Consider the following 26,308-nt stretch of genomic DNA (forward strand, 5'->3'; position numbering starts at 1 on the left):
ACCTTATCTTCCCAACCACGGCTGTGGATTGACCGCCTGACCCTGACGGCGAATTTCGAAATAGAGTGAAGGCCGGCCCTGACCGCCACTGCTCCCTACGAGGGCTATCGGCTGACCGGCGCGAACCTGAGTGCCTACGCTTACCAGCGCGCTCTGGTTGTAGCCGTAAAGACTCATGTCGCTCTTGCCGTGTTCAACCACCACCACCAGGCCATAGCCTTGCAGCCAGTCGGCGAGGATCACGCGCCCGTCGGCGATAGCTTTCACTTCGCTGCCTTCCGACGCGCCGATAACAATCCCTTTCCAACGTAGCTCACCCTGCAGTTGTTCGCCATAACGATGCAGCAACGGGCCGCGAACCGGCCAGACGGCCTGACCTGACGGCGAACCTAAACCGCCGGTGCGGGACATCAGCGAGCGTTCGCTCTCGGTGGGTTTATACGTGGTGCCTTTGCGGCTGGCTTCATTCTGGCGGTCACGCACGGCTTGCGCTTCGCGGGCTTCACGTTCGGCACGGGCTTTAGCTGCCGCTTCCGCGCGGGCGAGGCGATCGCGCAAGCGAGATTCGTTGGCGCGCATTTCGCTTAGCTGTTGTTGCCCTTCCTGAATGGAGGATTCCAGACCAGAAAGGGTTTTCTGCCGCTCGCTGCGTGCTTGTTCAAGTTTGGCCTGCTGCGCTTTTTGCTCATACAGCAGCGTTTGTTGCTGGCTCTGCTTCTCTTCCAGCTCGGATTTTTGCGTGGCGACTTCTTCACGCGTCTGTTTCAACTGAGCGATGGTTTCCTGTCGCGCCTGGTTGAGATAACCAAAATAGGCCTGCAAACGCTGGCCGCGCTGGCTCTCTTCACCGCTCAGAATCAGCTGGATCCCGGTGTGTGGCCCCTGGCGGAACGCCGCATCAAGCTGCGCCGCAAGGTTGTGTTCCTGCGTGGTGCGCTGACGTTCCAGTTTGGCAATCGAGGCGTTCATTTCGGCAATCTGCTTATTGAGCTGAGCGAGGGTATTTTGCGTTTCCCGTAGCTGGCGAGTGGCGGCGGAGATGGCTTCTTCTTGTGCCTTTAACTGGGCAAGAAGGCCCGCGCGTTGCTGTTGTTGCTGGCGTACCGCGCGCTCTTTTTCAGCGATATCGGCCTGAATCGATTTGAGCTGATCGCGGTCATCCGCATGGGCGGAAACGGCGCACAGCAATGCGCCAGCGCTGAGTGCGCTGGCGCAAAGAAAGGGCCGGATCCCGACCCATGTAATTGAAAAAATCGCCTTTCCCCTCATGGGGAGCGATTATTCCACGATGAACAGCGGCTTACCAGTCATCTCTTGCGGGATTTCCATGCCCATCAGCGTCAGCATAGTCGGCGCGATGTCGGAAAGTTTGCCACCGGAAACGGCTTTTAGCGCTTTATCGCCAACGTAGATCAGCGGCACCGGCAGGTTGGTATGCGCCGTGTGCGCCTGACCGGTTGACGGGTCGCGCATCTGCTCTGCGTTACCGTGGTCGGCGGTGATCAGCATCTGGCCGCCGACGGATTCCACCGCTTTGCTCACTTCGGCAACGCAGTGATCCAGCGCTTCAACAGCGGCGACAGCCGCTTCAAACACGCCGGTATGACCGACCATATCGCCGTTCGGGTAGTTACAAATAATGGTGTCGTACTTCCCGCTGGTGATCGCGACTACCAGTTTCTCGGTTAGCTCTGCGGAGCTCATTTCCGGTTGCAGGTCGTAAGTCGCCACTTTTGGCGAGTTGATCAGAATGCGGTCTTCGCCCGGGAACGGCTCTTCTACGCCGCCGTTAAAGAAGAAGGTGACGTGGGCATATTTTTCCGTTTCGGAAATACGCAATTGAGTTTTGTTGTGCTTCGCCATCCACTCACCGAGCGTATTCGCCAGAGAAGCCGGTGGATAGGCGACGGCGGTTTTGATATCGGCGGCATATTCGGTCAGCATGACGAAATCGCCAAGCTTAACGACTTTCTTACGCGCGAAACCGTCGAAGTCTGCGTTGACGAACGCGCGGGTGATTTCGCGTGCGCGGTCGGCGCGGAAGTTCATGAAAATCAGCGCATCGCCATCTTCCATTGCCGCATCGGGCTGGCCTGCGGCGCGGATGACCGTCGCTTTTACAAACTCGTCATTTTCGTCGCGAGCGTAAGCCGCTTGCAGACCCGCAACGGCGCTATCAAAGGTGAACTCGCCTTTGGCCTCGGTCATCAGGTTGTAAGCTTGTTCCACGCGATCCCAGCGGTTGTCACGATCCATCGCATAGTAACGACCAATAATGCTCGCAACACGGCCTTTACCCAGCGCGGCGAACTTGTCTTCGAATTTTTTCAGCGAGGATTCTGCGCTACGCGGCGGCGTGTCGCGACCGTCGAGGAAAGCGTGCAGATAGATTTTTTCCGCGCCGCGTTCCGCAGCCAGTTCCACCATCGCCAGAATGTGGTCTTCATGGCTGTGCACGCCGCCTGCGGAGAGCAGACCCATAATGTGCACGGCTTTGCCAGCGGCAACCGCTTTGTCTACCGCACCGGCCAGCACCGGGTTGCTAAAGAACGTACGCTCTTTGATCTCTTTATCCAGGCGAGTGAGATCCTGGTAAACAATACGCCCTGCGCCCAGGTTAACGTGGCCGACTTCGGAGTTGCCCATCTGGCGATCCGGCAGGCCGACTTCGAGGCCTGACGCGTCAATCAGCGTATGCGGGCGGGTTGCCCACAGTTTGTCCATTACCGGGGTTTTGGCGTTGAAAATAGCGTTATCCTGCTGGTCTTCACGGTAGCCGTAGCCATCCAGAATCACCAGTACCATAGGTTTTTTAGAAACCGACATTGCGACAACCTCATGCTCAGAAGACAAAAAATTTGCGTAATTTTACTACAGCTGAATCGATAAAATAGCCGCAGAAGATCAAAGAAAGCGGCTGACCAGCCCCTTGTTTGCGCCGCGAGTCTTTATTTTTTCTGTAACACTCCGCAGAAAATGCATTCCGTCGCGCTCGCTGGCTGTATTTGCCCCACTGCGCAGGTATACTCCTTGCTGGTTTTTAATCACTAAGTCCGGAGTTGTAACCCCAGATGCAAGAAATTATGCAATTTATTGGCCGCAACCCAATCCTGTGTATCGCCTGGATTGCGTTGTTCGGTGCTGTGCTGTTTACCACTTTCAAGGGCATTGCGTCTAAAGTGAAAGTGATTTCTCGCGGCGAAGCTACGCGCCTCATTAATAAAGAAGATGCCGTGGTAGTGGACTTACGCCAGCGTGATGATTTCCGTAAAGGTCACATCGCAGGCGCGGTGAATTTGCTGCCAAACGAGATCAAAGCCAATAATGTAGGTGAGCTTGAAAAACACAAAAGCGCGCCGATTATCGTTGTTGATGGTACCGGCATGCAGGCCCAGACGCCGGCGAACGAGCTGGTGAAAGCCGGTTTCGAGAAGGTCTTTGTACTGAAAGACGGTATCTCTGGCTGGATGGGCGAAAACCTGCCGTTAGTTCGCGGTAAATAATTTACCCACGGGTAAACATCGGAGAAGAGATATGGCCAATATTGAGATCTACACGAAAGCGACTTGCCCGTTTTGCCACCGCGCAAAAGCGCTGCTGAACAGCAAAGGTGTCGCGTTTGCTGAGCTGCCGATCGACGGCGACATGGTAAAACGTGAAGAGATGATTCAACGTAGTGGCCGTACGACGGTTCCGCAGATTTTTATTGATGCGCAGCACATTGGCGGCTGCGACGATTTATATGCGCTGGACGCGCGTGGCGGGCTGGGTCCGCTGTTGCGTTAATGCTTTTAGAGCACTACAACACTAAAGGGTTATTCACTCATGTCTGAACAAAACAACACCGAAATGACTTTCCAGATTCAGCGTATCTACACGAAAGATATCTCTTTCGAAGCGCCGAATGCGCCACACATCTTCCAGAAAGAGTGGCAGCCGGAAGTGAAACTGGATCTCGACACTGCCTCCACTCAGCTGGCGGAAGGTGTTTATGAAGTGGTTCTGCGCGTTACCGTGACCGCTTCCCTGGGCGAAGAAACTGGTTTCCTGTGCGAAGTACAGCAGGGCGGTATCTTCTCTATCGACGGTATCGAAGGAACGCAGATGGCGCACTGCCTGGGTGCATACTGCCCGAACATTCTGTTCCCGTATGCCCGCGAGTGCATCACCAGCCTGGTTTCCCGCGGTACTTTCCCGCAACTGAACCTTGCGCCAGTGAACTTTGATGCGTTGTTCATGAACTACCTGCAACAGCAGACTGGCGAAGGTGCCGAACAACATCAGGATGCCTGATGAACGCACTTAATGCTGCAATGACTGTGATCGGTGCCGGCTCTTACGGCACCGCTCTTGCCATCACGCTGGCAAGAAATGGCCACCCGGTTGTGCTGTGGGGCCATGACCCAAAACATATCGCGACCTTGCAACACGACCGTTGCAACGCCGCGTTCCTCCCCGATGTGCCTTTCCCCGACACGCTGCAATTAGAGAGCGATCTTGCCCGCGCGCTTTCCGCCAGCCGTAATATTCTGGTAGTGGTGCCAAGCCACGTCTTTGGCGATGTGCTGGCGCAAATCAAGCCGCTTATGCGCGATGACGCGCGTATCGTCTGGGCGACAAAAGGGCTGGAAGCCGAAACCGGGCGTCTGCTCGAAGAGGTGGCGCGCGAGGTGTTAGGCCCGGATATTCCGCTGGCGGTAATTTCCGGCCCGACCTTTGCCAAAGAGCTGGCGGCAGGTCTGCCAACGGCAATTTCCCTCGCTTCTGCTGATCCTCAGTTCGCCGAGGATTTACAGCAGCTCCTTCACTGCGGCAAAAGTTTCCGCGTCTACAGCAACCCGGATTTCATCGGCGTGCAACTGGGCGGCGCGGTGAAAAACGTCATTGCGATTGGCGCGGGCATGTCCGACGGTATTGGCTTTGGTGCCAATGCGCGTACGGCGCTGATCACCCGTGGTTTGACTGAAATGTCGCGTCTCGGTGCCGCGCTCGGTGCCGACCCTGCCACCTTTATGGGCATGGCGGGTTTAGGCGATTTGGTGCTGACCTGTACCGACAACCAGTCGCGCAACCGCCGTTTTGGCATGATGCTTGGTCAGGGCATGGACGTGCAAAGCGCCCAGGACAAGATTGGCCAGGTGGTCGAAGGTTACCGCAATACCAAAGAAGTGCGCGCGCTGGCGCATCGGTTTGGCGTCGAAATGCCAATAACCGAGGAAATTTATCAGGTATTGTATTGCGGAAAAAATGCGCGCGAGGCAGCATTGACCCTATTAGGTCGTGCCCGCAAGGAAGAGCACTAACCCCTTAGTCGCAGGGACTCATTTTGAACTCACGATAAGGCTGGCGTAGACCAGCCTGTCGTCTTATCACGTCTGGAGTAAGCAATGCCGTGTGAAGAACTGGATCTGGTCTGGAAAAATATCAAAGCCGAAGCCCGGGCACTGGCGGAGTGCGAACCAATGCTGGCCAGTTTTTACCACGCGACATTACTCAAGCATGAAAACCTGGGCAGCGCGCTGAGCTATATGCTGGCGAACAAACTGGCCTCGCCGATTATGCCCGCGATCGCCATTCGTGAAGTCGTCGAAGAGGCCTACGCCGCCGACCCGGAAATGATCGCCTCTGCCGCCTGTGATATCCAGGCCGTGCGCACGCGCGACCCGGCGGTGGATAAATACTCTACGCCACTGCTCTATCTGAAAGGTTTCCACGCGCTACAGGCATACCGCATTGGGCACTGGCTCTGGACGCAGGGGCGCGAGGCGCTGGCGATTTTCCTGCAAAATCAGGTGTCGGTCAGTTTCCAGGTCGATATTCACCCGGCGGCACGCATTGGTCGCGGTATTATGCTCGACCACGCAACCGGCATCGTGGTGGGCGAAACGGCAGTCATTGAAGATGACGTGTCGATCCTGCAATCGGTCACGCTCGGCGGGACCGGCAAAACCAGCGGCGATCGCCATCCGAAAATCCGCGAAGGGGTGATGATTGGCGCGGGTGCCAAAATTCTCGGCAACATCGAAGTGGGCCGTGGGGCGAAAATTGGCGCGGGTTCGGTGGTATTGCAACCGGTGCCGCCACATACCACGGCTGCAGGCGTTCCGGCGCGCATTGTCGGTAAGCCGGAAAGCGATAAACCGTCAATGGATATGGATCAGCATTTCAACGGGATAAACCACGGGTTCGAGTACGGCGACGGGATTTAATTGCCTGGTTATTTTGCTCGCCAGTCTGAGTCAGGGCTGCGAGCAAGACGCGACAGCATGTTGAGCACCTGCTGGAGGCGCGAAGCGAAAGTCCTTGTAGATTTTGTGTTCGCGCCGGTTTACCGCGCCGCTCGTGTTTTACTGCCTTCGCCAGTTAGCGCAGAAAAATAGATGCGTCAGTCATGACGGACATCGTTATCCGCAGGGCGGATTAACGTGTCGCTGTCATCCGCCCATTCCCCTTCAGCTACGCAGCACCGCGCCCGGGTAACCAAGCTGGCGCCAGGCTTCATACACCACCACTGACACTGCATTTGACAGGTTCATGCTGCGGCTGTCCGGCATCATCGGAATGCGGATTTTCTGCTCCGGCGGCAGCACGTCAAGGATAGCCGCTGGCAGACCGCGCGTTTCCGGGCCAAACATCAAATAATCACCATCCTGGTAGCTCACCGCGCTGTGCGCTGGCGTGCCTTTGGTGGTGAGGGCAAATAAGCGTTGCGGCTGCTCGGCGTCGACAAAGGCGGCGTAATCATGATGGCGCTTTACCGCGGCGAACTCATGGTAATCCAGCCCTGCGCGACGCAGGCGCTTGTCGTCCCAGGTGAAGCCCATCGGTTCAATAATATGCAGACGAAAACCGGTATTGGCGCATAAGCGGATGATATTCCCGGTATTTGGTGGGATTTCAGGTTCGAATAAAACGATGTTTAACATACTGCCCCCTTAATAGCGGGGGCAGGATAGCACTCTCTAGGCGGCGTCGCCATGCGACAACGGTGCCAGCGCGGCAGGTAACTGGTTCAGCCCCTGTACCAGCGAATCTTTGCTGATGTCGCGAATCGATTTCGCGCTGGTCAGCGTCATCGCCACGCGCATCTCTTTCTCAATCAGATCGAGCAAATTCGCCACACCCTGGCGGCCATGCGTCGCCAGCGCATACAGATAAGCGCGGCCCAACAGGACAGAATCTGCGCCAAGCGCCAGCATGCGCACCACATCCAGCCCGTTACGGATGCCGCTGTCGGCCAGGATCGTGATATCGCCTTTCACTGCATCGGCAATCGCCGGAAGCGCGCGGGCGGAAGAGAGCACGCCATCAAGCTGGCGGCCGCCGTGGTTGGAAACCACAATACCGTCTGCGCCAAAGCGCACCGCGTCGCGGGCATCTTCCGGGTCGAGGATCCCTTTGATCACCATCGGGCCATCCCAGAATTCACGGATCCACTCCAGGTCTTTCCACGAAATCGACGGATCAAAATTCTTCGCCAGCCAGCCAATGTAATCCTCCAGCCCGGTCGGCTTGCCGAGATAGGCGGAGATATTCCCCAGATCGTGCGGGCGGCCATTAACGCCGACATCCCACGCCCACTGCGGATGCAGCACCGATTGCAGATAACGGCGCAGCGCCGCATTCGGGCCGCTCATGCCGGAATGAGCATCGCGATAACGCGCGCCTGGGGTAGGCATATCCACGGTGAATACCAGCGTTGAGCAGCCGGCGGCTTTCGCCCGCTCCAGCGCGTTACGCATAAAGCCGCGATCGCGCAGCACATATAACTGGAACCACATCGGGCGTTTAATCGTCGGCGCAACCTCTTCAATCGGGCAGACGGAAACTGTCGAGAGCGTAAAAGGAATGCCTTTCGCATCTGCCGCGCCCGCCGCCTGCACTTCACCGCGCCGGGCGTACATGCCGCACAAGCCAACCGGAGCAAGCGCCACCGGCATCGATAACTTTTCATTAAACAATGTGGTTTCGAGGCTCAGTTCAGACATGTCTTTCAGCACCCGCTGGCGCAGCGCCACCTGAGACAGGTCTTCAACGTTACGGCGCAGGGTGTATTCGGCATACGCGCCGCCATCGATATAGTGAAACAAGAACGGCGGCAAAATGCGTTTAGCCGCCGCGCGATAGTCGCTGGCTGCGGAAATAATCATGCTTTTTTCTCCCTGGAGTGAGTGTGCTGCTCGTCGGGCAGGCGGGTGATGCGTGCCTGACGGGCCTGATCTTCATCGAATTTGCGAATAGTGGTATGCACGAAACTGAGGTGCGCCATCATCGCCTGGCGCGCGCCATCGGCGTCGCCGGCAAGAATGGCGTTCATCACCGCCTGGTGCTGTTCGGTCAGCTGTGAAAAAACGGGGGGAACGAGGTACATACGCTGGCGGCTCTGTTTAACCGAGGATTGCAGCAGGTCGAAGAACCCGCGCATGGTTTGCAATAACACCACGTTATGCGAGGCCTCAGCGATGGCGAGATGGAAACGCACATCGGCCTGCGAAGCGAGATCCGGGTCGTCGGATTGGGTGGCTTCAAAGCACAGCACAATTTTCTCTTTATCGGCCTCGGTGGCGCGCATCGCCGCGTGCCAGGCGGTGCTGGCTTCAATGGCGTGGCGCGCTTCGAGAATATCGAAACTGTAATCCGGATCATCATGCAGCAGCGTTTTCAGCGGCTGGACGATGTTTTGCTCCGACCAGTCATCATGCTGCCAGCGCACAAACGTACCGCCGCCGCGACGGCTGAGCAGCAGGCCTTCGCTGACCAGTTTTGATAACGCTTCACGCAACGAGTTGCGCGACACGCCAAGCTGTACGGCGAGCTGGCGCTCTGCGGGCAATTTCATGCCCGCTTCCAGTTGTTGCTCGGCAATCAGCGCCCGCACACGATCGGCAACCTCGTCTGTCAGGCGTCTGGGTAACACTTTCATGGGATCATCCAGGTCAGTACATAGGCCTGAAGTGTGGTAATCACCCCCACCATGCAGGTGAAAATCAGGCTGTGTTTAACAGTAAAACGGAACAGGTCGGACTCTTTCCCCACCAGACCCACCGCCGCACAGGCAATGGCGATTGACTGCGGCGAAATCATCTTGCCGGTAACGCCGCCGGTGGTATTCGCCGCCACCATCAGCACATCCGACACGCCAATTTGCTGCGCCGCCGTGGCTTGCAGCGCGGCGAACAGCGCATTGGATGAGGTATCTGAACCGGTCAGGAAAACACCCAGCCAGCCGAGAAACGGCGAGAAGAAGGGGAAGGCGCTGCCGGTGTGCGCCAGCGCCAGTGCCAGTGTTGATGACAGCCCGGAATAGTTAGAGATAAAGGCGAACGCCAGCACCATACCAATCGAGTAAATCGGTAGCGCCAGATCACGCAGCGTGCTGGTAAACGTCGTGACGGCATCCTTCGGCTTCATGCGCAGCCAGATAATCGACAAAATGGCGGCAAACAGAATGGCGGTGCCGGTGGCGGAGAACCAGTCAAATTTATACACCGCAGCATAAGGCGTTGCGGCGCTCACCACCGGCGGCATCCGCGCGACCAGCTTGTCGAGGTGCGGTACAGAAATGGTGAATACCCAGTCATACAGCGCACCGCCAGGGGCAAACAGCGCCTTAAATGGCGGCACGCTCCACAGCGTCACGGTGGCGGTCAAAAACAGAAATGGCGACCAGGCGCGCAGGATCTGCCCGCCGCTGTATTGCGTACGTTTTAAATCGAGATCCACCTGCGATGCGCCCATATCGCCGAAGCGGAAGATGCGCACCGGACGCCAGCGCTTGAGGAACAGCGTCAGGCAGACCAGCGAAACCAGCGACGAGATGATGTCCGGCAGTTCCGGGCCGATAAAGTTGGAGCTCAGATATTGGGCGATAGCAAACGAGCCGCCCGCGACAATCACCGCTGGCCAGGTCTCTTTTATGCCGCGCCAGCCGTCCATAATCGCCATGATCCAGAACAGCACGATAATGGTCAGGAACGGTAACTGGCGGCCAACCATCTGGCCGATTTCAAAGCTATCCAGCCCGGTGACCTGTCCGGCAACCAGAATCGGAATACCCATTGCGCCAAAGGCGACCGGCGCGGTGTTGACGATCAGACACAGGCCTGCGGCATAGAGCGGGTTAAACCCTAAGCCCACCAGCAACGCGGCGGTAATGGCGACCGGCGCGCCAAATCCGGCGGCTCCTTCCAGAAACGCGCCGAAAGAGAAGCCGACAATCAGCATTTGCAGGCGCTGGTCTGGCGTTATCGACAAAATCGAAGAGCGGATAATGTCGAACTGCCCGGTTTTGACCGAGATTTTGTAGACAAAAACGGCGGCGATAATGATCCACGCAATCGGCCACAATCCGTAGAAGAAACCATAAACCACCGAGGCCAGCGCATGATCGAGCGGCATACGGTAAAACAGCAGCGCCACGCCAAGGGCAATGACGACAGTCCAACTGGCAGCCACATAGCCTTTCAGTTTGAGCTTTATCAGCGCAAAAAAGAAAAACAGGATCGGTAGCGATGCAATTAAGCTGGAAAGCCAAAGGTTGCCAGCCGGGTCGTAATTCTGTTGCCAGAGATTCATGCAGGTCTCCTGAGAACCACAACAAAACCGGTGAGCGGCAAGTCTGCGCTTAGCTCTGCGTCACATTTTTTGTAAAAGTGGTCCTGCCAGTTGGGTTGTGTAGGGGTTGTGATAACGAATGGTTATCCAGATGTTGCTGGCAGGCAATATATCTGTGACGGGATTTGATGGATTTGTGAACCAGGGAGAGGAACAGCAGGAATTGGTAGGGCCAATTAAACAACCCTGGCGTTAACGTATGGCCAGGGCTGTTAAAGAAGGATCAGAACTCGCTGTTGGCGAAGCCGGTCATTGCATCAAGACCCATTTCTCGGCCCAGCGCGGTCATCGGGTGGACAACCACCAGACCACGGACGCTTTTTTTCAGCTTACCGAGATCGGCCTGCTCTTTTTTGGTGATGGCGCGGCGAAACGGCATTTTCGTCAACTTCTGCGCTTCTTTGCTCAGCTTTTGCGAGTACTGCTCACGCAGACGGGCGATTTCGCTTTCCAGCGTGATTTTCTCTTTTTCCAGCTCCGCGTATTTTTCTGCTGCATCAACTAAGGAGAGATCCGCCTGCTGGTGGCGAATCGCGTCGAGGCGGTCGCTCAGACGCTTGATTTCGTTTTTTTCGACTTCTTTCATGGGGCTCAATTCGTTGGGGAGTAAAACGATAAGGATACAGTATTTATGGCGCAGGTTATTTCTGGAATGCTTTTTTTAAGCTGATACGGGAAATAAGCTCGGTCAGAGAGAGCACCATGGTTGAACGCACCACTTGCTGGTAGCGCTGTTTTTGCATGGCCAAAAGCCTTGCGTCACTGGTATCAAACACCGGCGTTGGCGGCAGTGCGGCAACACAGTGCAGCTCGCCAAACGGCCCGAGGATCTCATCATCGGTAAACGCGTACTCTGTGCCATCGTGGTTGAGCTCTTCACGCAGCGCCATCAACAGCTCGGCGTCTTCGTATTCCGGGCGGGAAATGACACCCAGACCGTAAATCAGCTTTAAACGCACCGACAAATTGCCCAGCGGTCCATCTCCGTCAAGCAGCGGCTCTACAGCGTATTTCACCGCGTAGTCATCTTTGCGAAATACCTGCAACACCAGAATATTGATAGCTTCGTTGAGCAACTCAACGGCGGCGATCAAAAAGCTTCGCACGGTTTTGCCAGCATTCAGACGCTCGAGAACACGGTTTTCGAAAGCCTGCGTTTTTTCCATTATTGCCTGCATATCTGACAATTTCGTTAACTGGCGCGGGATCTCCCGCGCCATCGTCGGCATCATGCCCTGGCGTTATAGGCGCTGACGGCTTCGTTAACGACCGGGCTGTTAGCATCCAGGCCGGAAACCTGCGCCAGCGCGGCTTGCGGGCCTTTCTCTTCGATAAGCTGAGCCAGCTCCTGCGCCTGCGGATCCTGCTCGCTGCGGTAATGCATAGCAGCGGCAATGCCTTTTACCAGGTTGGCGTGCGGCAGGTTGTACTCCAGCGTGCCGAGCAGCGGTTTGATCAGGCGATCGCCCGCGCTCAGCTTACGCAGCGGTTGACGACCTACGCGCTCAACATCGTCTTTCAGATAGGGGTTTTCAAAACGGCCCAGGATTTTCTGAATATACGCAGCATGCTTGTCGGCATCGAAGCCATAACGTTTGATCAGCACCGCGCCGCTCTCTTCCATTGCGCCTTTCACAACCGCACGGATATTGGCATCCAGAATTCCGTCGCGAATGGTTTGATGGCCGGTCTGTTTTCCAAGGTACGCGGTTATAGCATGCCCGGTATTCAGCGTGAAGAGCTTACGTTCAACAAATGCCATCAGGTTATCAGTTAATTCCATACCCGGAATGTTCGGCAGCGTGCCTTTGAACTGGGTTTTGTCGACAATCCACTCGCTGAAGGTTTCCACCGTCACTTCCAGCGGATCGTTAGTGGCGGATGCAGACGGCGGAACAATACGGTCAACGGCGGAATCCACGAAGCCAACGTGTTCTTCAACCCAGGCTTTGTCGGCGTCCGCTAACGCGGCAATAACATGGCCTTTCAACTGCGTGGTGCCGCGCACCATGTTTTCACAAGCGATAATGTTCAGCGGTGTGTTAACGCCCTGCGCTTTACGTTTTGCCAGACCTTTAGCGATAGCCGGAGCGATACGTTCCAGCACCACCGGGCCGACCGCCGTGGTCACCAGATCAACGTGCGCAATCAGGTCGACAACCTCGTCGCCAATGCTGCTCACGGCGTTAACGCCGGAGACGGTATCGACCTGCTCTTTTTCACCAACCACATGCACCTGATAGCTATGACGGGCATTAAGGGCGTCGAGCACCACCTGGTTCACATCGGCGAACGTCAGTTCAATCCCCGCGTCGGCGAGCAACTTGCCGATAAAGCCACGTCCGATATTACCTGCGCCAAAATGTAATGCTTTCATAGTCTTAACCTTTATCAATGTTTTTACCCGAGAGGGCTGGGGTGAGGAACCGCAAATATTTCCCCTCACCCTAGCCCTCTCCCCGTGGGGAGAGGGAGGAAAACCGATTACTTGCCGAGCAGTGCCAGCACTTCTTCAACGCTGGTGGTGTGCGCCAGACGCTGAATCACGGTCTCGTCATCCAGCGCATTGGTGAGGCTGGTGATGACCTGGATGTGCTCATTGTTACGTGCCGCGATGCCAATCACCAGACGAGCGATGTCATCTTCGTCTTCACCGAAGCGAACACCTTCCGGGTACTGGCAGAACACCACGCCGGTTTTCAGCACGCGATCTTTCGCTTCCACAGTGCCGTGCGGTACCGCGATGGACTCACCCAGATAGGTCGGGGTCAGTTTTTCGCGTTCCAGCATGGCATCCACATATTCCGGCTGAACGTAGCCGCCTTTGACCAGCTGTTCACCGGCAAAACGGATGGCTTCTTCTTTGTTGCTCGCCGTGCGGCCAAGGAAGATATTCTCTGCGCCCAACTTGAACAGGTTACTGTTCGTGGCATCGAAACTATCTTGCAAGCTGCTGGTGACTTTGGCTTCGTTGTCAGTATGGCGCTGTGCGGCGACCAGACGTTCGGTCAGGTTGGTGTACAGGCCGCTGTCGAGGAAGTTTGTCAGCGAAATATGTTGCGCCTGCGGTGCCTGGCGCATGGCGCGCTCGGTCAGATCGCGGTGCGTAATCACCAGGTCAACATCAGACGGCAGGCTGTTAATGGCGCTGTTGGTGACAGAGATATTGCTCAGACCCGCATCCTGCACTTTCTTACGCAGCACGCCTGCGCCCATAGCGCTGGAACCCATACCAGCGTCACATGCGACGATGATTTTACGCACATGGCTCAGATCGTTGGTCACGTCGCCCGCCGCCAGCGGGGTTGCGCCTTTAGATTCGGCTTTCATTTCGTGAATACGACGGGTCGCTTCTTGCAGGTCTTCGTCGTCTTTCACTTTGCTGGTTTTCAGCAGGATGGAAGAGATAACGAAAGAGACAATCAGCGCAGCGAAGATCGCCGCCAGGTTCGCGAAGTACGCGCCTTTTGGTGTCATGGCCAGCACCGCCAGGATGGAACCCGGAGAAGCCGGAGAGACCAGGCCGCCGTTCAGCACGCTCAGGGTGAACACGCCAGTCATACCGCCGAGGATAACGGCAAGCAGCAGACGCGGGTTCATCAGTACATACGGGAAGTAAATTTCGTGGATACCACCCAGGAAGTGGATGATAGCCGCGCCGCCAGCAGACTGTTTAGCGCTGCCGCGACCAAAGAACATGTACGCCAGCAGCACGCCCATACCCGGACCCGGGTTCGCTTCGATCAGGAAGAAGATGGACTTGCCGAGATCATGCGATTGCTGGATACCCAACGGTGAGAAGATACCGTGGTTGATGGCGTTGTTGAGGAACAGGATTTTCGCCGGTTCCACAAAAATAGACGCCAGCGGCAGCATTTCGTGCGCAACCATGAAGTTAACGCCCGCCGCCAGAACTTTGGACAGCACTTCAACCGCAGGACCAATGCCGAGGAACGCCAGGATGGCGAGGATCATACCGATGATGCCAGCGGAGAAGTTGTTCACCAGCATTTCGAAACCGGATTTGATCTTACCGTCGACCCAGTTATCAAAGTGTTTAATCGCCCAGCCGCCAAGCGGACCCGCGATCATTGCACCGAGGAACATCGGCATATCCGCACCGACGATAACCCCCATAGTGGTGATCGCGCCGACTACGCCGCCACGATCGCCGCCTACCAGACGACCGCCGGTGTAACCGATGAGCAGCGGCAGCAGATAAGTAATCATTGGGCCAACGAGTTTCGCCAGCGTCTCGTTAGGCAACCACCCTGTAGGAATAAACAATGCGGTGATGATCCCCCACGCGATAAACGCGCCGATATTCGGCATCACCATATTGCTGAGAAAACGACCAAAGCTTTGCACCTTGATCTTGATATCGGATGACATAAAACACCCCTTCTTATGTTTGCTATCGCACAGGCCGGAAGCCCGAGGTTTTTTGTTAACGTGGCGGCAGAGGTAGCCGGACCTGGGTTATCTGTGAGGCGAAATCTCGCACCGAATCGTGTAGCTGTCCAGATGGCGCGCTTTTGTGTGATTCAGATCACACTAACGTAGGGGGTATGCCACCTATTAGTGTGATGTTAGTCACAAAAAATACGTGTAAAAAAAGAACAAAGCGCAAAAACCACGCGTTATGAGCCTGTAAGTGTGATGTTATTCACATTTTATGCGCGATGGTTTGTTATGTATTTGTGATATAGATCACAAGATATTTTCGTCAGGACTTTTCCGAATGTGATCGTCAGCAAACTGTATTTTTGACGACCTGCAGAACCTGTAACTTCCTTTCACTGCCTGCTGCGATATGCACAGTAGCGCCAGAAGTTTTCATCTTGATGAAACAATCTGCGCACGCTCGTTCATACTTAGGTTTTTGTTGGCGGAAACGGAGAAGGCAATGAAACTGATCGGCAGCTATACCAGTCCTTTTGTACGCAAAATTTCGGTGATCCTGCTGGAAAAGGGCATCACCTTCGAATTTATCAACGAACAGCCTTATAACGCCGTTAATAGCGTGGCGCAGTACAACCCGCTCGGCAAAGTGCCAGCGCTGATAACTGATGATGGCGACGTGTGGTATGACTCGCCGATCATTGCGGAATACATTGATTTGCTCAATATCGCTCCAGCCATGCTGCCAACCGATCGCAAAGCAGCATTGAAAATTCGCCAACTCGAAGCGCTGGCCGATGGCATTATGGATGCGGCGCTGGTTTCGGTTCGCGAGCTGGCGCGCCCGGTCGAACAGCAATCGGAAACTGAACTGTTGCGCCAACGGGAAAAGGTTTCGCGCGGTCTGGATGCGCTGGAAAGCTATCTTAAAGACGGCACGCTGAGCGTGGATGACTTGAATCTGGCGACGGTAGCAATCGCCTGCGCTATTAGTTACCTGAATTTCCGCCATGTTTCGCCCGGCTGGTGTGTTGATCGCCCCTTGTTGGTAAAACTGGTGGAAAATCTGTTCCAGCGCGAGAGTTTCGCCCGCACCGAACCGCCGAAGGCTTGATAAGCATGATGTCCGCCTGAGCAAGTCACTGTACAATCCCCTCACGTCAAACCCCCTGACGGGAGGGGGCAACTCATAGCCAGGCCTTTTCATGACAACTCTTTACAGCCAGATCCCTTCGACCGATCGCCTGTTACGTGACGAGGCGTTCGCCACTTTATTAACCACTTTCGGCCACAGTCGCGTGGCGCAAACGCTGCGTCAGCTGCAGGACGAGGCGCGCGCGCAGATCCGTGAAGCACAAACCCTACCCGCCTGGTGCTCCGACTGGGCAGCGGCGGCGCAACAGCGGCTGGAACAAAGCGACAGCAGCGCGCTGCGCCCGGTGTTTAACCTGAGCGGTACGGTGCTGCACACGAATTTAGGCCGCGCGGTACAAGCGCAGGCCGCTATTGATGCCGTCGCGCAGGTAATGGGCTCGCCGGTGACGCTTGAATACGATCTCGACGGCGCGGGGCGTGGTCATCGCGATCGCGCCCTGGCCGATCTTCTCTGTCAGCTTACCGGCGCGGAAGATGCCTGCATCGTTAATAACAATGCCGCAGCGGTGTTGCTGATGCTGGCGGCCACGGCGGCTGGCCGCGAAGTGGTGGTGTCGCGTGGTGAGCTGGTAGAAATTGGCGGCGCATTTCGCATTCCGGACGTGATGCGCCAGGCGGGCTGTGAGCTGCACGAAGTCGGCACCACTAACCGTACGCATGCGAAAGATTTTCGCCAGGCGATTAACGACAGCACCGCGTTGCTGATGAAAGTCCACACCAGTAATTACCACATTGAAGGCTTTACCAAAGCGGTGGATGAAGCGGAACTGGTAGCGCTGGGCGAAGAGCATGCGCTACCGGTGATTGTCGATCTCGGTAGCGGTTCGCTGGTTGATTTAAGCCGCTACGGTTTGCCGCAGGAACCAATGCCGCAGACGCTGATTGCCGCTGGTGTGAGTCTGGTGAGTTTCTCCGGCGATAAGCTGCTCGGCGGCCCGCAGGCGGGCATTATCGTGGGTAAAAAAGCGCTGATTGAACAGCTGCAACAGCACCCGCTGAAACGCGCGTTGCGGGCGGATAAAATGACCCTTGCGGCGCTGGAGGCGACGTTACGCCTCTATCTGCACCCGGAAAAACTCACTGAGAGCCTGCCGACGCTGCGTTACTTAACGCGCCCGGAGGCAGAAATTCGCGAGCAGGCGCAGCGCTTATGCGCGGCGTTGACGGCGCGTTATCACGAATTTGAGCTGCGCGTGGAAACCTGCCTGTCACAAATTGGTAGCGGTTCGCTGCCGGTCGACAGGCTGCCTGGCGCGGCGCTGACGTTTACCCCGCGCGATGGCAGTGGCCGTCGCCTGGAGATGCTGGCCGCGCAGTGGCGGGCGTTGCCGCAGCCGGTGATTGGCCGTATTTACGATGGTCGCCTGTGGCTGGACTGTCGCTGTGTTGATGATGAATCCCGCTTGCTGGAGATGTTGCTGAAATGATTATTGCCACTGCCGGGCACGTCGACCACGGCAAAACCACCCTGATTGAAGCCATTACTGGCGTGAATGCCGATCGCCTGCCGGAAGAGAAAAAACGTGGCATGACCATCGATCTCGGTTATGCCTACTGGCCGCAGCCGGATGGCCGCGTGCCGGGTTTTATTGATGTGCCAGGGCATGAAAAGTTCCTTTCAAATATGCTGGCGGGCGTTGGTGGCATTGACCATGCGCTGCTGGTGGTGGCGTGTGACGATGGCGTCATGGCGCAGACGCGCGAGCATCTGGCAATTTTGCAATTGACCGGTAACCCGGCGCTGACGGTAGCGCTAACAAAGGCTGACCGCGTGGATGATACACGCATTGCCGACGTGCGCGCGGAAGTCCAAAACACGCTCCAGGCCTTTGGTTACCCGCAGGCGACGCTGTTTGTTACCGCTGCCACGGAACAGCGCGGTATTGCTGAATTGCGCGAACACCTGTTGCAGTTGCCAGAACGCGCGCACCCGGAGCATCAGCGTTTCCGCCTGGCGCTCGATCGCGCTTTCACGGTAAAAGGTGCCGGGCTGGTGGTAACGGGAACGGCGCTTTCCGGCGATGTCCGCGTAGGCGATACGCTGTGGCTGACCGGGGCGAATACACCGATGCGCGTGCGCGGGTTGCATGCGCAGAATCAACCTGTCGAGCACGCTCATGCCGGGCAGCGTATTGCGCTGAACATTGCCGGTGATGCGGAAAAAGAGGCGCTCAGTCGTGGTGACTGGCTGTTGTCGCAGCAGCCCGACGAACCCACCGAGCGGTTAATCGTCGCCCTGCAAACTCACGTTCCGCTGACGCAATGGCAGCCGTTGCATATTCACCATGCCGCCAGCCACGTTACCGGGCGCGTGTCGCTGCTGGAAAATGGCCTTGCCGAACTGGTGCTTGATTCGCCGCTGTGGCTGGCGGATAACGATCTGCTGGTGCTGCGCGATATTTCTGCGCGCACGACGCTTGCGGGCGCGCGCGTGGTGACGCTGAACTCACCGCGTCGCGGCAAGCGCAAGGCAGATTACCTGGCGTGGATTGGTGAGCTGGCGCAGGCCAAAGATGATGCCCAGGCGCTGGCCGTGCATTTGTCGCGCGGGGCGGTGGATTTGCGTGCATTTGGCTGGGCGCGCCAGTTAAGTGGCAGCGGCCTTGCGGCGTTACTCGATAACCCCGGTTTTATCCGGGCGGGTGATAACCTGCTCAATGCGCCGGTGGCGGCGCGCTGGCAGCGTAAGTTGCTGGACACGCTGTCGACTTACCATGAGCAGCACCGCGAAGAGCCGGGTCCAGGGCGCGAACGTCTGCGACGCATGGCGCTGCCGATGGAAGATGAAGCGCTGGTATTAACGCTGATTGAACGCATGCGTGAGAGCGGCGATATCCACAGCCACCACGGCTGGCTGCACTTGCCGGAGCATAAAGCCGGTTTCAGCGACGAACAGGCTCAGCTCTGGCAAAAAGTCTCACCATTGTTTGGCGACGAACCCTGGTGGGTGCGGGATTTAGCCCGGGAAATCGGCGTCGATGAACAGGTGATGCGCGGCCTGCTGCGGCAGGCGGCGCAGCAGGGGCTGATTACGGCGATCGTTAAAGATCGTTATTACCGTAACGATCGTATTGTGACCTTTGCCAGCATGATCCGCGATCTTGATGAAGCGCGCGGCTCGACCAGCGCGGCGGATTTTCGCGATACGCTGAACGTCGGGCGCAAACTGGCGATTCAGATCCTTGAGTATTTTGACCGCATTGGTTTTACCCGCCGCCGTGGCAATGACCACATCCTGCGCGACAAAGCGTTATTCCTCAAAGAGTGATCAACTCTCAGGCTGGCGATTTTTCGCCAGCCGCATCACCCCTCGCAAAAACCTTCTTACCGCAAGGAAGCGCTGGTCATCGCCTGCAATAACGTCCAGAACTCAACGGAAAACCTGCCGTTAAGCGCAAAAAAACCGGCAACGGGTGTGAATTATCTGGAACGTGATAAGCAGGCACAACACGCGCTGGCGAACGGCTCCTGCACACCTTTAGCGGCATTTTGAACGCGTGCTACAGATTGCCGGAAATGTTCAGGCAAATGACAAAACTGGCGGCTTTCCCGGTTGCGATCAAAGCATTGCGGCGCTTTTTTCTGGCACCCTTGTCGTTTTCGTGTCCGGTGGAGTGGGGAATGAACCGTTTTATTATCGCTGATCCGGCCAAATGCATTGGCTGTCGCACCTGCGAAGTGGCGTGTGTGGTGTCGCATGAAGATAATCAGGACTGCTCGGGTGTGAAACCCGCAACTTTTTCCGCACGCATCCGCGTGGTGAAAACAGGCGATTTTTCCACTGCCGTCACTTGTCATCATTGCGAAGACGCACCCTGTGCCAATGTCTGCCCGGTCGGCGCGATCGGTCGGGCCAACGGTGTGGTGCTGGTGGAGCAATCGCGCTGTATCGGCTGTAAAAGCTGTATGATTGCCTGCCCGTTTGGTGCCATGCAGGTGATGCGCGTTGAGAATCGGGCGCAGGCGCTGAAGTGCGATCTGTGCCAGCATCGCGAAAACGGCCCGGCCTGTGTCGACGCTTGCCCGACCAACGCGCTGCGTTGCATAAACCCGGTGCAGCTTCGTGAGAATCGGCTACAAAGCCAGCGGCTCTAGCCAGCAAATCGGCATGAATGGCGCAAAGCAGCGGAAAACCCGCCAACCTTAAAGAAAAGCTGCTGCCAGTTCTGCGCGCGTTAAATCCGCAGACGTCAGGCAGAGCAAACTCGGTACTGATGCACCCGTTTTCGTGAGTGATAAAAAAGCCCTCGACAGAGGGCTTAATTCAGCGTGTTCGCTTTAGTTTTCCTGCCAGGCTTTCTCAATCTCTTCGGCGAGGATTTTCACGCCCGCTTCGATAAGCTCCGGCTCCGGCACATAGTTCATGCGCATGCACTGATGCGTGTGCGGCCAGGGTTTATCCAGGCCCGGGAAGAAGTAGTCGCCAGGCACCATCAGCACGCCACGTTTTTTCAGGCGCTGGTAGAGCAGCTCAGTGCTGATTGGCAGATCTTTAAACCACAGCCAGAGGAAAATCGCCCCTTCCGGTTTGTGAATAAGGCAGCGTTCTTCCGGCAAATAACGGCGCAGCGTGGCGATCGTTTCCTGTACCCGCTGGTAGTAAAACGGCTTGATCACCTCTTCAGAAAGGCGCAGCAAATCTTTGCGTTTAATCATTTCGCACATCATCGCCGGGCCAATGCCGCCCGGCGCGAGGCTGATAATGCCGTTCATATTGCGGATCGCGGAGATGATTTTTTCGCTGGCGATAATAATGCCGCAGCGGCTGCCCGGCAGGCCCAGCTTCGACAGGCTCATGCACAGAATAATGTTCGGATTCCACAGCGGGCGCGCTTCGCTAAAGATAATGCCCGGGAAAGGGACGCCGTAAGCGTTATCAATTACCAGCGGAATGTTGTGCTGATTCGCCAGCACATCCAGCTTCATCAGCTCTTCGTCGGTGATCACGTTGCCGGTCGGGTTGGTCGGGCGTGAGACGCAGATCATGCCGGTCTCTTCGCCAATATGCAGGTGTTCAAAATCGACGTGGTACTTAAACTGCCCGTCCGGCAGCAGTTCAATATTGGGGCGCGCGGAGACAAACAGATCTTCTTCCAGCCCGGAATCGGCATAGCCGATGTACTCCGGCGCCAGCGGGAAAAGCACTTTCCTGGTGCTTCCATCGGCGCGACGGCCAGCAAACAGGTTGAACAAGTAGAAAAACGCGCTCTGGCTGCCATTTGTTAGTGCAATATTCTGTGGCTCAATATCCCAACCTAACTCTTCACGCAGCATACTTGCCAGCGCCGTCAGTAGCTCCGTTTTACCCTGCGGGCCGTCATAATTGCACAGCGCATCAGTCGCTTTGCCGTTTTCCACCATGTCTGCAAGCAGGTTGTGGAAGTAATCGGTCATCGCCGGGATTTGTGCCGGGTTACCGCCGCCGAGCATGATAGCGCCAGGGGTGCGTAAACCGTCGTTGAGATCCTCCATCAGGCGCGTAATGCCTGCGTGGCGGGTAAATTTGTCGCCGAAAAGTGAAAATGTCATCGCTACTGCTCTGTCGGGCTGCGGATCAAAGTGGCTAACCATAGCGCTCCGGACGACGAGGTGCAAATCGCCGCCGGCGCGCCTTTTCCACGCTTAATTCTTATCGATGGCAGTTGAGCGATATATTGTGCTGATATTTGTCTTATGGCTCAGTGGCGAACCGCGCCCGCCCAGACCACCATCACTTTGTCCTCACCTTGTTCACGAACAAAACCGTAGCCCTGCGGTAGCGTAAGCGTGGTCTGTTTTCCCATGCCCAGCGCCGAGTGGCGAGCACGGAACTGTCCCAGTGTTTGCCAGTGCCGCAGGCTGGCGGCGCTTTTGCCGTTGAGATCCTGCCAGTTCATATCCGATCGCGTCCCTTGTAGTGGATCCGATCCTGTCGGGCCAAACGGCCGCGCGCTTTCATCACCGTAAAAGATCTGCACTGCGCCGGGGGCGAGCAGCAAAAGCTCTGCGGCTTGCTGGCCGCCCTCGCGGAACAACCGGGTATCGTGCGAGGAGAGATAGCTCAGCACATTAAAGCCTTGCAGTTTGTCGGCCATCTGTTGCCAGACGGTATCCATATTCGCCAGACACGATACTGCGTCGGCGGCCTGTTGCTGATAGTCAAAATTGATCATCGCATCAAAACCATGGCGGTAATAATCACTCTGCATCACACCGTGACCCCAGGATTCGCCGGTCATCCAGAAAGGGGCGTCATCGATTTTTTTCTGCGGATTGGCCTTTTTCCATTCGGCGAGCGCCGCCGTGGCCTGCGTTTTTAATTGTTGCCAGGCCGCCAGCTCGACATGTTTGGCGGTATCAACGCGAAAGCCGTCAATGCCGTACTCGCGCACCCATTCACTGAGCCAATGGGTGAGGTAATCGCGCGGCGTAAACCCTGCGATTTCACGTGCGTGCGTATCCGGTTTGTGGCGATAAAATACCGGCAGCCCGGAAGGCGTGGTGGATTCGGTTTTCAGATCCGGCAAAAATGCCAGCGACATGGTGAGGTCGTCAAAACCGGGGTTGTCATAATCGCCGATATCGGTGCGGATCCAGTTCTTACCCCACCAGTTTTGCCAGGCGCTTTTATCGCTAAAGTTGATGTAATCGTTGAAGCTGTGCCAGCTTTGCCCGGCGGCGGGGCGCCAGTCTGTCCAGTGCTCGCCGAGGATTTTTTTACGCTCTTCTTCTTTCAAATACAGCGCGCCGAACTGGAAGGTTTGCATATCGGCCAGCGTCGCATAGCCGGTGTGATTCATTACCACGTCAAACAGTACGCGGATGCCGCGTCGGTGTGCTTCATCAACCAGTTTACGCAAATCGTCTTCGCTGCCCATGTTGGCATCGAGGCGCGTCCAGTCCTGCGTGTAATAACCGTGGTAGGCATAGTGGGGGAAATCGCCTTTCGTACCGCCGCCAACCCAGCCGTGGATCTGCTCCAGCGGCGAACTTATCCATAACGCGTTTACACCAAGTTGCTGTAAGTAATCCAGTTTGCTGGTCAGCCCTTGCAGGTCGCCCCCGTGAAAGGTGCCAATCTCCTGCATGCCATCTTTGTGCCGCCCGTAGCTGTTGTCATTGGCGGGATTACCATTCACGAAGCGGTCGGTAAGGACAAAATAGACCGTGGCGTTATGCCACTGAAAGGGGGCTGCGCCCTGCGTCTGTGCTTTTTCCAGCAGGAGAAGACCGTCACTTTCCGGTGCAGGTTGCAGGGTGATTTTCCCGTCGCGTACCGTGGCGGTTTGCTGGCTGTAAAAATCACGTACCAGGCTGCCTTCCGGGAAGGTGTTGCCAACAGGCACGGTCAGCGGCTTATCGTCACGTACCGGACACTGGCGCGCAACGTTAACCGGCGTTTCGCTGGCCTCGCTTTTGACACTTAGCAGCAATGTTGGCGTGCCGGAACGAGTATCGAGTTGTATCTGGTAATCGCCATCACGGAATATCCGCCACTGCGGCGTACGCCCGCTGCAAGGCTTCAACGAAAGCATTTGGTTCAGCTTGATGTCGCTGGCGGGCTGCCAGCATTGCTGACCCTGCTGTAACGCGATCGGATGCTCGCCTTTTTTCAGCGCGGCCTGGCTGCGCCAGAGACCGGTGCCGTCGTCAGTTAAAGGGGGAAAACCGGCGGCGGACCAGTCGGCGAGAGCGATGCCGGGAAGCAACAGCAGTAACAGTGCGGAGTGTTTCATCGGATGTCCCAGTGATGGCGATTTTACCCAGTTTGCCACTCCGCCTGGCGGGGAAACTCCTCCCTGGTCGTAATCGCCAGGGAGGAGGGCGCAGGGTGAGCGATCGCGCACATATCGTTGATGTGGATTTGCGATAACCGCCACATTTATAAGAGATTGTCCGTTTTGTGTGCAGTTTCCTGGTGACATGATTTCAGAATTGGATTATTTCTGTACGTGCTCTTGCAGGCTATTTTTGGTATGATTTGAGATTCAGCTCTCAAAATCATGCAAAAAAGAAGGTGTTGGAATGTTCATATCCGACCAGGAGACCTAATGATATCGATACCCATGCGACGACTTGGGGCCACGATACTCATGTTTTCCACCTTGATATTTTCAGGTGGGGTGCTGGCAAAGACGCACACAGAAACAGCGAGTCACAAAGCCCACGTCACTAAGGCAAGCGTAAAAAAACAGGCAAGCAGTAAACAAGAGTATTCTCGCAATAGTGTAAAAAGTAGTTCACTTCCTGATTTGCGAAAATACCCTTCCGGAACACCAAGGAAAAAAGCGTTTCTCCGGACGGTAATGCCTTATATCACCAGTAAAAACTCTGCGATTACCGCCGAGCGTAACTGGTTGCTGTCAAAACAGTACAACAGCCAATGGTCGCCTGCCGAGCGCGCGCGTCTGAAGGATATTACTCAACGCTACAAAATCAGCTGGAACGGGAATACGCGCCGTATTCCATGGAACGCCCTGCTGGAGCGTGTAGACATTATCCCGGACAGCATGGTTGCTACCATGGCGGCGGCGGAAAGTGGTTGGGGCACGTCAAAACTGGCGCGTACCAACAACAATCTGTTTGGCATGAAATGTGCGAAAGGTGCCTGTAAAAACGGGGCTGGCAAAGTGAAAGGTTACTCTCACTTCAACTCCCTGCAGGAATCGGTTGATGCTTACGTCACCAACCTGAATACGCACACGGCCTATGCGTCATTCCGTAAATCCCGTGCGCAATTGCGTAAAGCGGACCAGGAAGTGACCGCAACCAACATGATTCACAAGCTGAAGGGTTACTCAACCCGTGGCGAGAGTTACAACAACTACCTGTTTGCCATGTATCAGGACAATCAGCAGTTAATCGCCGCCCATATGTAATATCAGCTCTGTAAACGCCTTCCAGCCGGAAGGCGTTTTTCTTTGTGCTAGATAAGGATTTCGCTATAGCGGTCGCGATAGTCTTTTGGTGTGCTGTCGTACTCTTTACGAAACACCGAATAGAAATATTGCAGTGACGGGTAGCCGCACATCTGTGAGATTTCATTGATCGAGAGCGATGTCGATATCAGCAGGCTACGCGCCTTTTCCAGTTTCTCCGCATGAATTACCGCGTGAATGGTCTCTCCGACCTCTTCTTTAAAGCGCTTTTCCAGGTTGGAACGCGAGATGCCAACGGCATCCAGCACCTGATCCACTTTGATGCCTTTACAGGCGTGATTGCGAATGTAATGCATCGCCTGAATCACCGCCGGGTCATTCAGCGAGCGGTAATCCGTGGAGCGCCGCGCCACCACGCGCACCGGTGGCACCAGTAATCGCTGTAACGGCATGGTTTCGTTATCCAGCAGACGATGCAGCAGCTTTGCCGCCTGGTAACCCATTTGCCGGGTTCCCTGCGCCACGGAAGAGAGCGCAACGCGTGAAAGATAGCGGGTGAGTTCTTCGTTATCGATGCCGATCACGCACAGTTTTTCCGGCACCGGAATATGCAAATGGTCACACACTTGCAGAACATGGCGCGCGCGGGCGTCGGTCACGGCGATAATGCCGGTCTGCGGCGGCAGCGTTTGCAGCCAGTCCGCCAGCCGGTTTTGCGCATGTTGCCAGTTCTCTGGCGCGGTGGTCAGCCCCTGGTAAACCACACCGCGGTACTTCTCTTGCGCCACTAACTGGCAGAAGGCGTGCTCACGTTCTGCCGCCCAGCGTTTGCCGCTGGAGGCCGGCAGGCCGTAGAACGCAAAACGGTGCACGCCTTTCTCTTTCAGATGCAAAAACGCGCTCTCCACCAGCGCGTAGTTGTCGGTTGCGATGTAATGCACCGGCGGGTAGTGCTCTGGGGTGTGATACGAGCCGCCCACGCCGACAATCGGCACGTCGACATCCGCCAGCAGCCGCTCAATGTCCCGATCGTCATAATCGGCGATCACGCCATCGCCCAGCCACTCTTTGATATTTTCAATGCGGGCGCGAAAATCCTCTTCTATGAAAATATCCCACTCGGATTGCGAGGCCTGCAAATACTCGCCAACCCCTTCGACAACCTGGCGGTCGTAGGCTTTATTGGCATTAAATAACAACGTGATGCGATGGCGCTTCTCAAACATGTTGGTTTGCTTCCTGACTTTCCATCCGATCTCATTATCATATTCATCAAACCG

The 26,308-nt window shown here is 56.1% G+C and carries 23 protein-coding genes; 10 read left to right on the plus strand and 13 right to left on the minus strand.

Annotated features, from left to right (window positions below; all coding sequences use genetic code 11):
• Nucleotides 1-3 precede the first annotated feature (3 nt).
• Together envC and gpmM are read right to left on the minus strand one after the other, a co-directional pair.
• A complete protein-coding gene (envC, locus tag JKP81_RS07310) occupies nucleotides 4-1,269 on the minus strand; it encodes a murein hydrolase activator EnvC (protein ID WP_200551206.1) in 1,266 nt (421 codons plus the stop codon).
• A gap of 9 nt (nucleotides 1,270-1,278) precedes the next feature.
• The gene (gene gpmM / locus JKP81_RS07315; RefSeq protein ID WP_200551207.1) at nucleotides 1,279-2,826 is read right to left on the minus strand and encodes a 2,3-bisphosphoglycerate-independent phosphoglycerate mutase; all 1,548 of its coding nucleotides are present in this window, start codon (nucleotides 2,824-2,826) and stop codon (nucleotides 1,279-1,281) included.
• A 245-nt stretch (nucleotides 2,827-3,071) separates the two neighbouring features.
• On the opposite strand from gpmM, the gene JKP81_RS07320 reads away from it, so the two are divergent.
• The 5 genes from JKP81_RS07320 to cysE all read left to right on the plus strand — a co-directional run bounded on the left by JKP81_RS07320 (nucleotide 3,072) and on the right by cysE (nucleotide 6,209).
• Nucleotides 3,072-3,503 (plus strand): rhodanese-like domain-containing protein, encoded by a 432-nt coding sequence (locus JKP81_RS07320; RefSeq protein ID WP_017458191.1) that lies wholly within the window; start codon nucleotides 3,072-3,074, stop codon nucleotides 3,501-3,503.
• A 31-nt stretch (nucleotides 3,504-3,534) separates the two neighbouring features.
• Nucleotides 3,535-3,786, plus strand: coding sequence for a glutaredoxin 3 (gene grxC, locus JKP81_RS07325; RefSeq protein ID WP_200551208.1), 252 nt, complete (start codon nucleotides 3,535-3,537; stop codon nucleotides 3,784-3,786).
• Nucleotides 3,787-3,825: 39 nt separating this feature from the next.
• On the plus strand, nucleotides 3,826-4,293 hold the full coding sequence (gene secB / locus JKP81_RS07330) for a protein-export chaperone SecB (protein WP_017458193.1): 468 nt from the start codon (nucleotides 3,826-3,828) through the stop codon (nucleotides 4,291-4,293).
• Nucleotides 4,293-5,303 (plus strand): NAD(P)H-dependent glycerol-3-phosphate dehydrogenase, encoded by a 1,011-nt coding sequence (gpsA, locus tag JKP81_RS07335; RefSeq protein WP_017458194.1) that lies wholly within the window; start codon nucleotides 4,293-4,295, stop codon nucleotides 5,301-5,303. The genes secB and gpsA overlap by 1 nt, the downstream gene beginning before the upstream one ends.
• Nucleotides 5,304-5,387: 84 nt before the next feature.
• Nucleotides 5,388-6,209, plus strand: coding sequence for a serine O-acetyltransferase (cysE, locus tag JKP81_RS07340; protein ID WP_017458195.1), 822 nt, complete (start codon nucleotides 5,388-5,390; stop codon nucleotides 6,207-6,209).
• Nucleotides 6,210-6,452: 243 nt separating this feature from the next.
• Here cysE and trmL read toward each other — a convergent pair whose 3' ends face one another.
• From trmL to JKP81_RS07380, 8 genes are all read right to left on the minus strand, one after another.
• Nucleotides 6,453-6,926: a tRNA (uridine(34)/cytosine(34)/5-carboxymethylaminomethyluridine(34)-2'-O)-methyltransferase TrmL gene (gene trmL, locus JKP81_RS07345; protein WP_017458196.1), complete on the minus strand. Its 474-nt coding sequence runs from the start codon at nucleotides 6,924-6,926 to the stop codon at nucleotides 6,453-6,455.
• 36 nt (nucleotides 6,927-6,962) lie between these two features.
• Nucleotides 6,963-8,150, minus strand: coding sequence for an FMN-dependent L-lactate dehydrogenase LldD (gene lldD, locus JKP81_RS07350; protein ID WP_065369647.1), 1,188 nt, complete (start codon nucleotides 8,148-8,150; stop codon nucleotides 6,963-6,965).
• On the minus strand, nucleotides 8,147-8,923 hold the full coding sequence (lldR, locus tag JKP81_RS07355; RefSeq protein WP_200551209.1) for a transcriptional regulator LldR: 777 nt from the start codon (nucleotides 8,921-8,923) through the stop codon (nucleotides 8,147-8,149). The genes lldD and lldR overlap by 4 nt, the downstream gene beginning before the upstream one ends.
• Nucleotides 8,920-10,575, minus strand: a complete 1,656-nt coding sequence (gene lldP / locus JKP81_RS07360; protein ID WP_200551210.1) for an L-lactate permease — start codon at nucleotides 10,573-10,575, stop codon at nucleotides 8,920-8,922. Before lldP ends, lldR begins: the two co-directional genes overlap by 4 nt.
• 262 nt (nucleotides 10,576-10,837) lie before the next feature.
• Nucleotides 10,838-11,200 carry a YibL family ribosome-associated protein gene (locus JKP81_RS07365; protein ID WP_200551211.1) on the minus strand — a complete coding sequence of 121 codons (363 nt, stop codon included), beginning with the start codon at nucleotides 11,198-11,200 and terminating at the stop codon, nucleotides 10,838-10,840.
• 55 nt (nucleotides 11,201-11,255) lie between these two features.
• A complete protein-coding gene (gene mtlR / locus JKP81_RS07370) occupies nucleotides 11,256-11,843 on the minus strand; it encodes a mannitol operon repressor MtlR (protein ID WP_044489524.1) in 588 nt (195 codons plus the stop codon).
• A complete protein-coding gene (gene mtlD / locus JKP81_RS07375) occupies nucleotides 11,843-12,991 on the minus strand; it encodes a mannitol-1-phosphate 5-dehydrogenase (protein ID WP_200551212.1) in 1,149 nt (382 codons plus the stop codon). The genes mtlR and mtlD overlap by 1 nt, the downstream gene beginning before the upstream one ends.
• A gap of 107 nt (nucleotides 12,992-13,098) precedes the next feature.
• Nucleotides 13,099-15,006, minus strand: a complete 1,908-nt coding sequence (locus JKP81_RS07380) for a PTS mannitol transporter subunit IICBA (RefSeq protein WP_200551213.1) — start codon at nucleotides 15,004-15,006, stop codon at nucleotides 13,099-13,101.
• A gap of 514 nt (nucleotides 15,007-15,520) precedes the next feature.
• On the opposite strand from JKP81_RS07380, the gene JKP81_RS07385 reads away from it, so the two are divergent.
• The 4 genes from JKP81_RS07385 (at nucleotide 15,521) to JKP81_RS07400 (ending at nucleotide 20,265) form a co-directional block, all read left to right on the plus strand.
• Complete coding sequence (locus tag JKP81_RS07385) at nucleotides 15,521-16,129, plus strand: glutathione S-transferase (RefSeq protein ID WP_200551214.1); 609 nt, start codon at nucleotides 15,521-15,523, stop codon at nucleotides 16,127-16,129.
• A gap of 91 nt (nucleotides 16,130-16,220) precedes the next feature.
• On the plus strand, nucleotides 16,221-17,597 hold the full coding sequence (gene selA / locus JKP81_RS07390; protein ID WP_200551215.1) for an L-seryl-tRNA(Sec) selenium transferase: 1,377 nt from the start codon (nucleotides 16,221-16,223) through the stop codon (nucleotides 17,595-17,597).
• Nucleotides 17,594-19,438, plus strand: a complete 1,845-nt coding sequence (gene selB, locus JKP81_RS07395; protein ID WP_200551216.1) for a selenocysteine-specific translation elongation factor — start codon at nucleotides 17,594-17,596, stop codon at nucleotides 19,436-19,438. The genes selA and selB overlap by 4 nt, the downstream gene beginning before the upstream one ends.
• A 353-nt stretch (nucleotides 19,439-19,791) precedes the next feature.
• Nucleotides 19,792-20,265: a 4Fe-4S dicluster domain-containing protein gene (locus tag JKP81_RS07400; RefSeq protein WP_200551417.1), complete on the plus strand. Its 474-nt coding sequence runs from the start codon at nucleotides 19,792-19,794 to the stop codon at nucleotides 20,263-20,265.
• 183 nt (nucleotides 20,266-20,448) lie between these two features.
• Here the strand turns inward: JKP81_RS07400 and avtA are convergent, their stop codons facing one another.
• Both avtA and JKP81_RS07410 read right to left on the minus strand, forming a co-directional pair.
• A complete protein-coding gene (gene avtA / locus JKP81_RS07405) occupies nucleotides 20,449-21,699 on the minus strand; it encodes a valine--pyruvate transaminase (RefSeq protein ID WP_353891281.1) in 1,251 nt (416 codons plus the stop codon).
• Between the two features lie 149 nt (nucleotides 21,700-21,848).
• Nucleotides 21,849-23,885, minus strand: a complete 2,037-nt coding sequence (locus JKP81_RS07410) for an alpha-amylase (protein ID WP_200551218.1) — start codon at nucleotides 23,883-23,885, stop codon at nucleotides 21,849-21,851.
• A gap of 315 nt (nucleotides 23,886-24,200) precedes the next feature.
• On the opposite strand from JKP81_RS07410, the gene JKP81_RS07415 reads away from it, so the two are divergent.
• Nucleotides 24,201-25,028 (plus strand): protein bax, encoded by an 828-nt coding sequence (locus JKP81_RS07415; protein WP_044489523.1) that lies wholly within the window; start codon nucleotides 24,201-24,203, stop codon nucleotides 25,026-25,028.
• 47 nt (nucleotides 25,029-25,075) lie between these two features.
• Here the strand turns inward: JKP81_RS07415 and xylR are convergent, their stop codons facing one another.
• On the minus strand, nucleotides 25,076-26,254 hold the full coding sequence (gene xylR / locus JKP81_RS07420; RefSeq protein WP_200551219.1) for a D-xylose utilization transcriptional activator XylR: 1,179 nt from the start codon (nucleotides 26,252-26,254) through the stop codon (nucleotides 25,076-25,078).
• Between the last annotated feature and the right edge of the window lie 54 nt (nucleotides 26,255-26,308).

The sequence above is a fragment of the Kosakonia sp. LAM2021 genome (genome assembly GCF_016620385.1).
GTDB lineage: Bacteria > Pseudomonadota > Gammaproteobacteria > Enterobacterales > Enterobacteriaceae > Kosakonia > Kosakonia sacchari.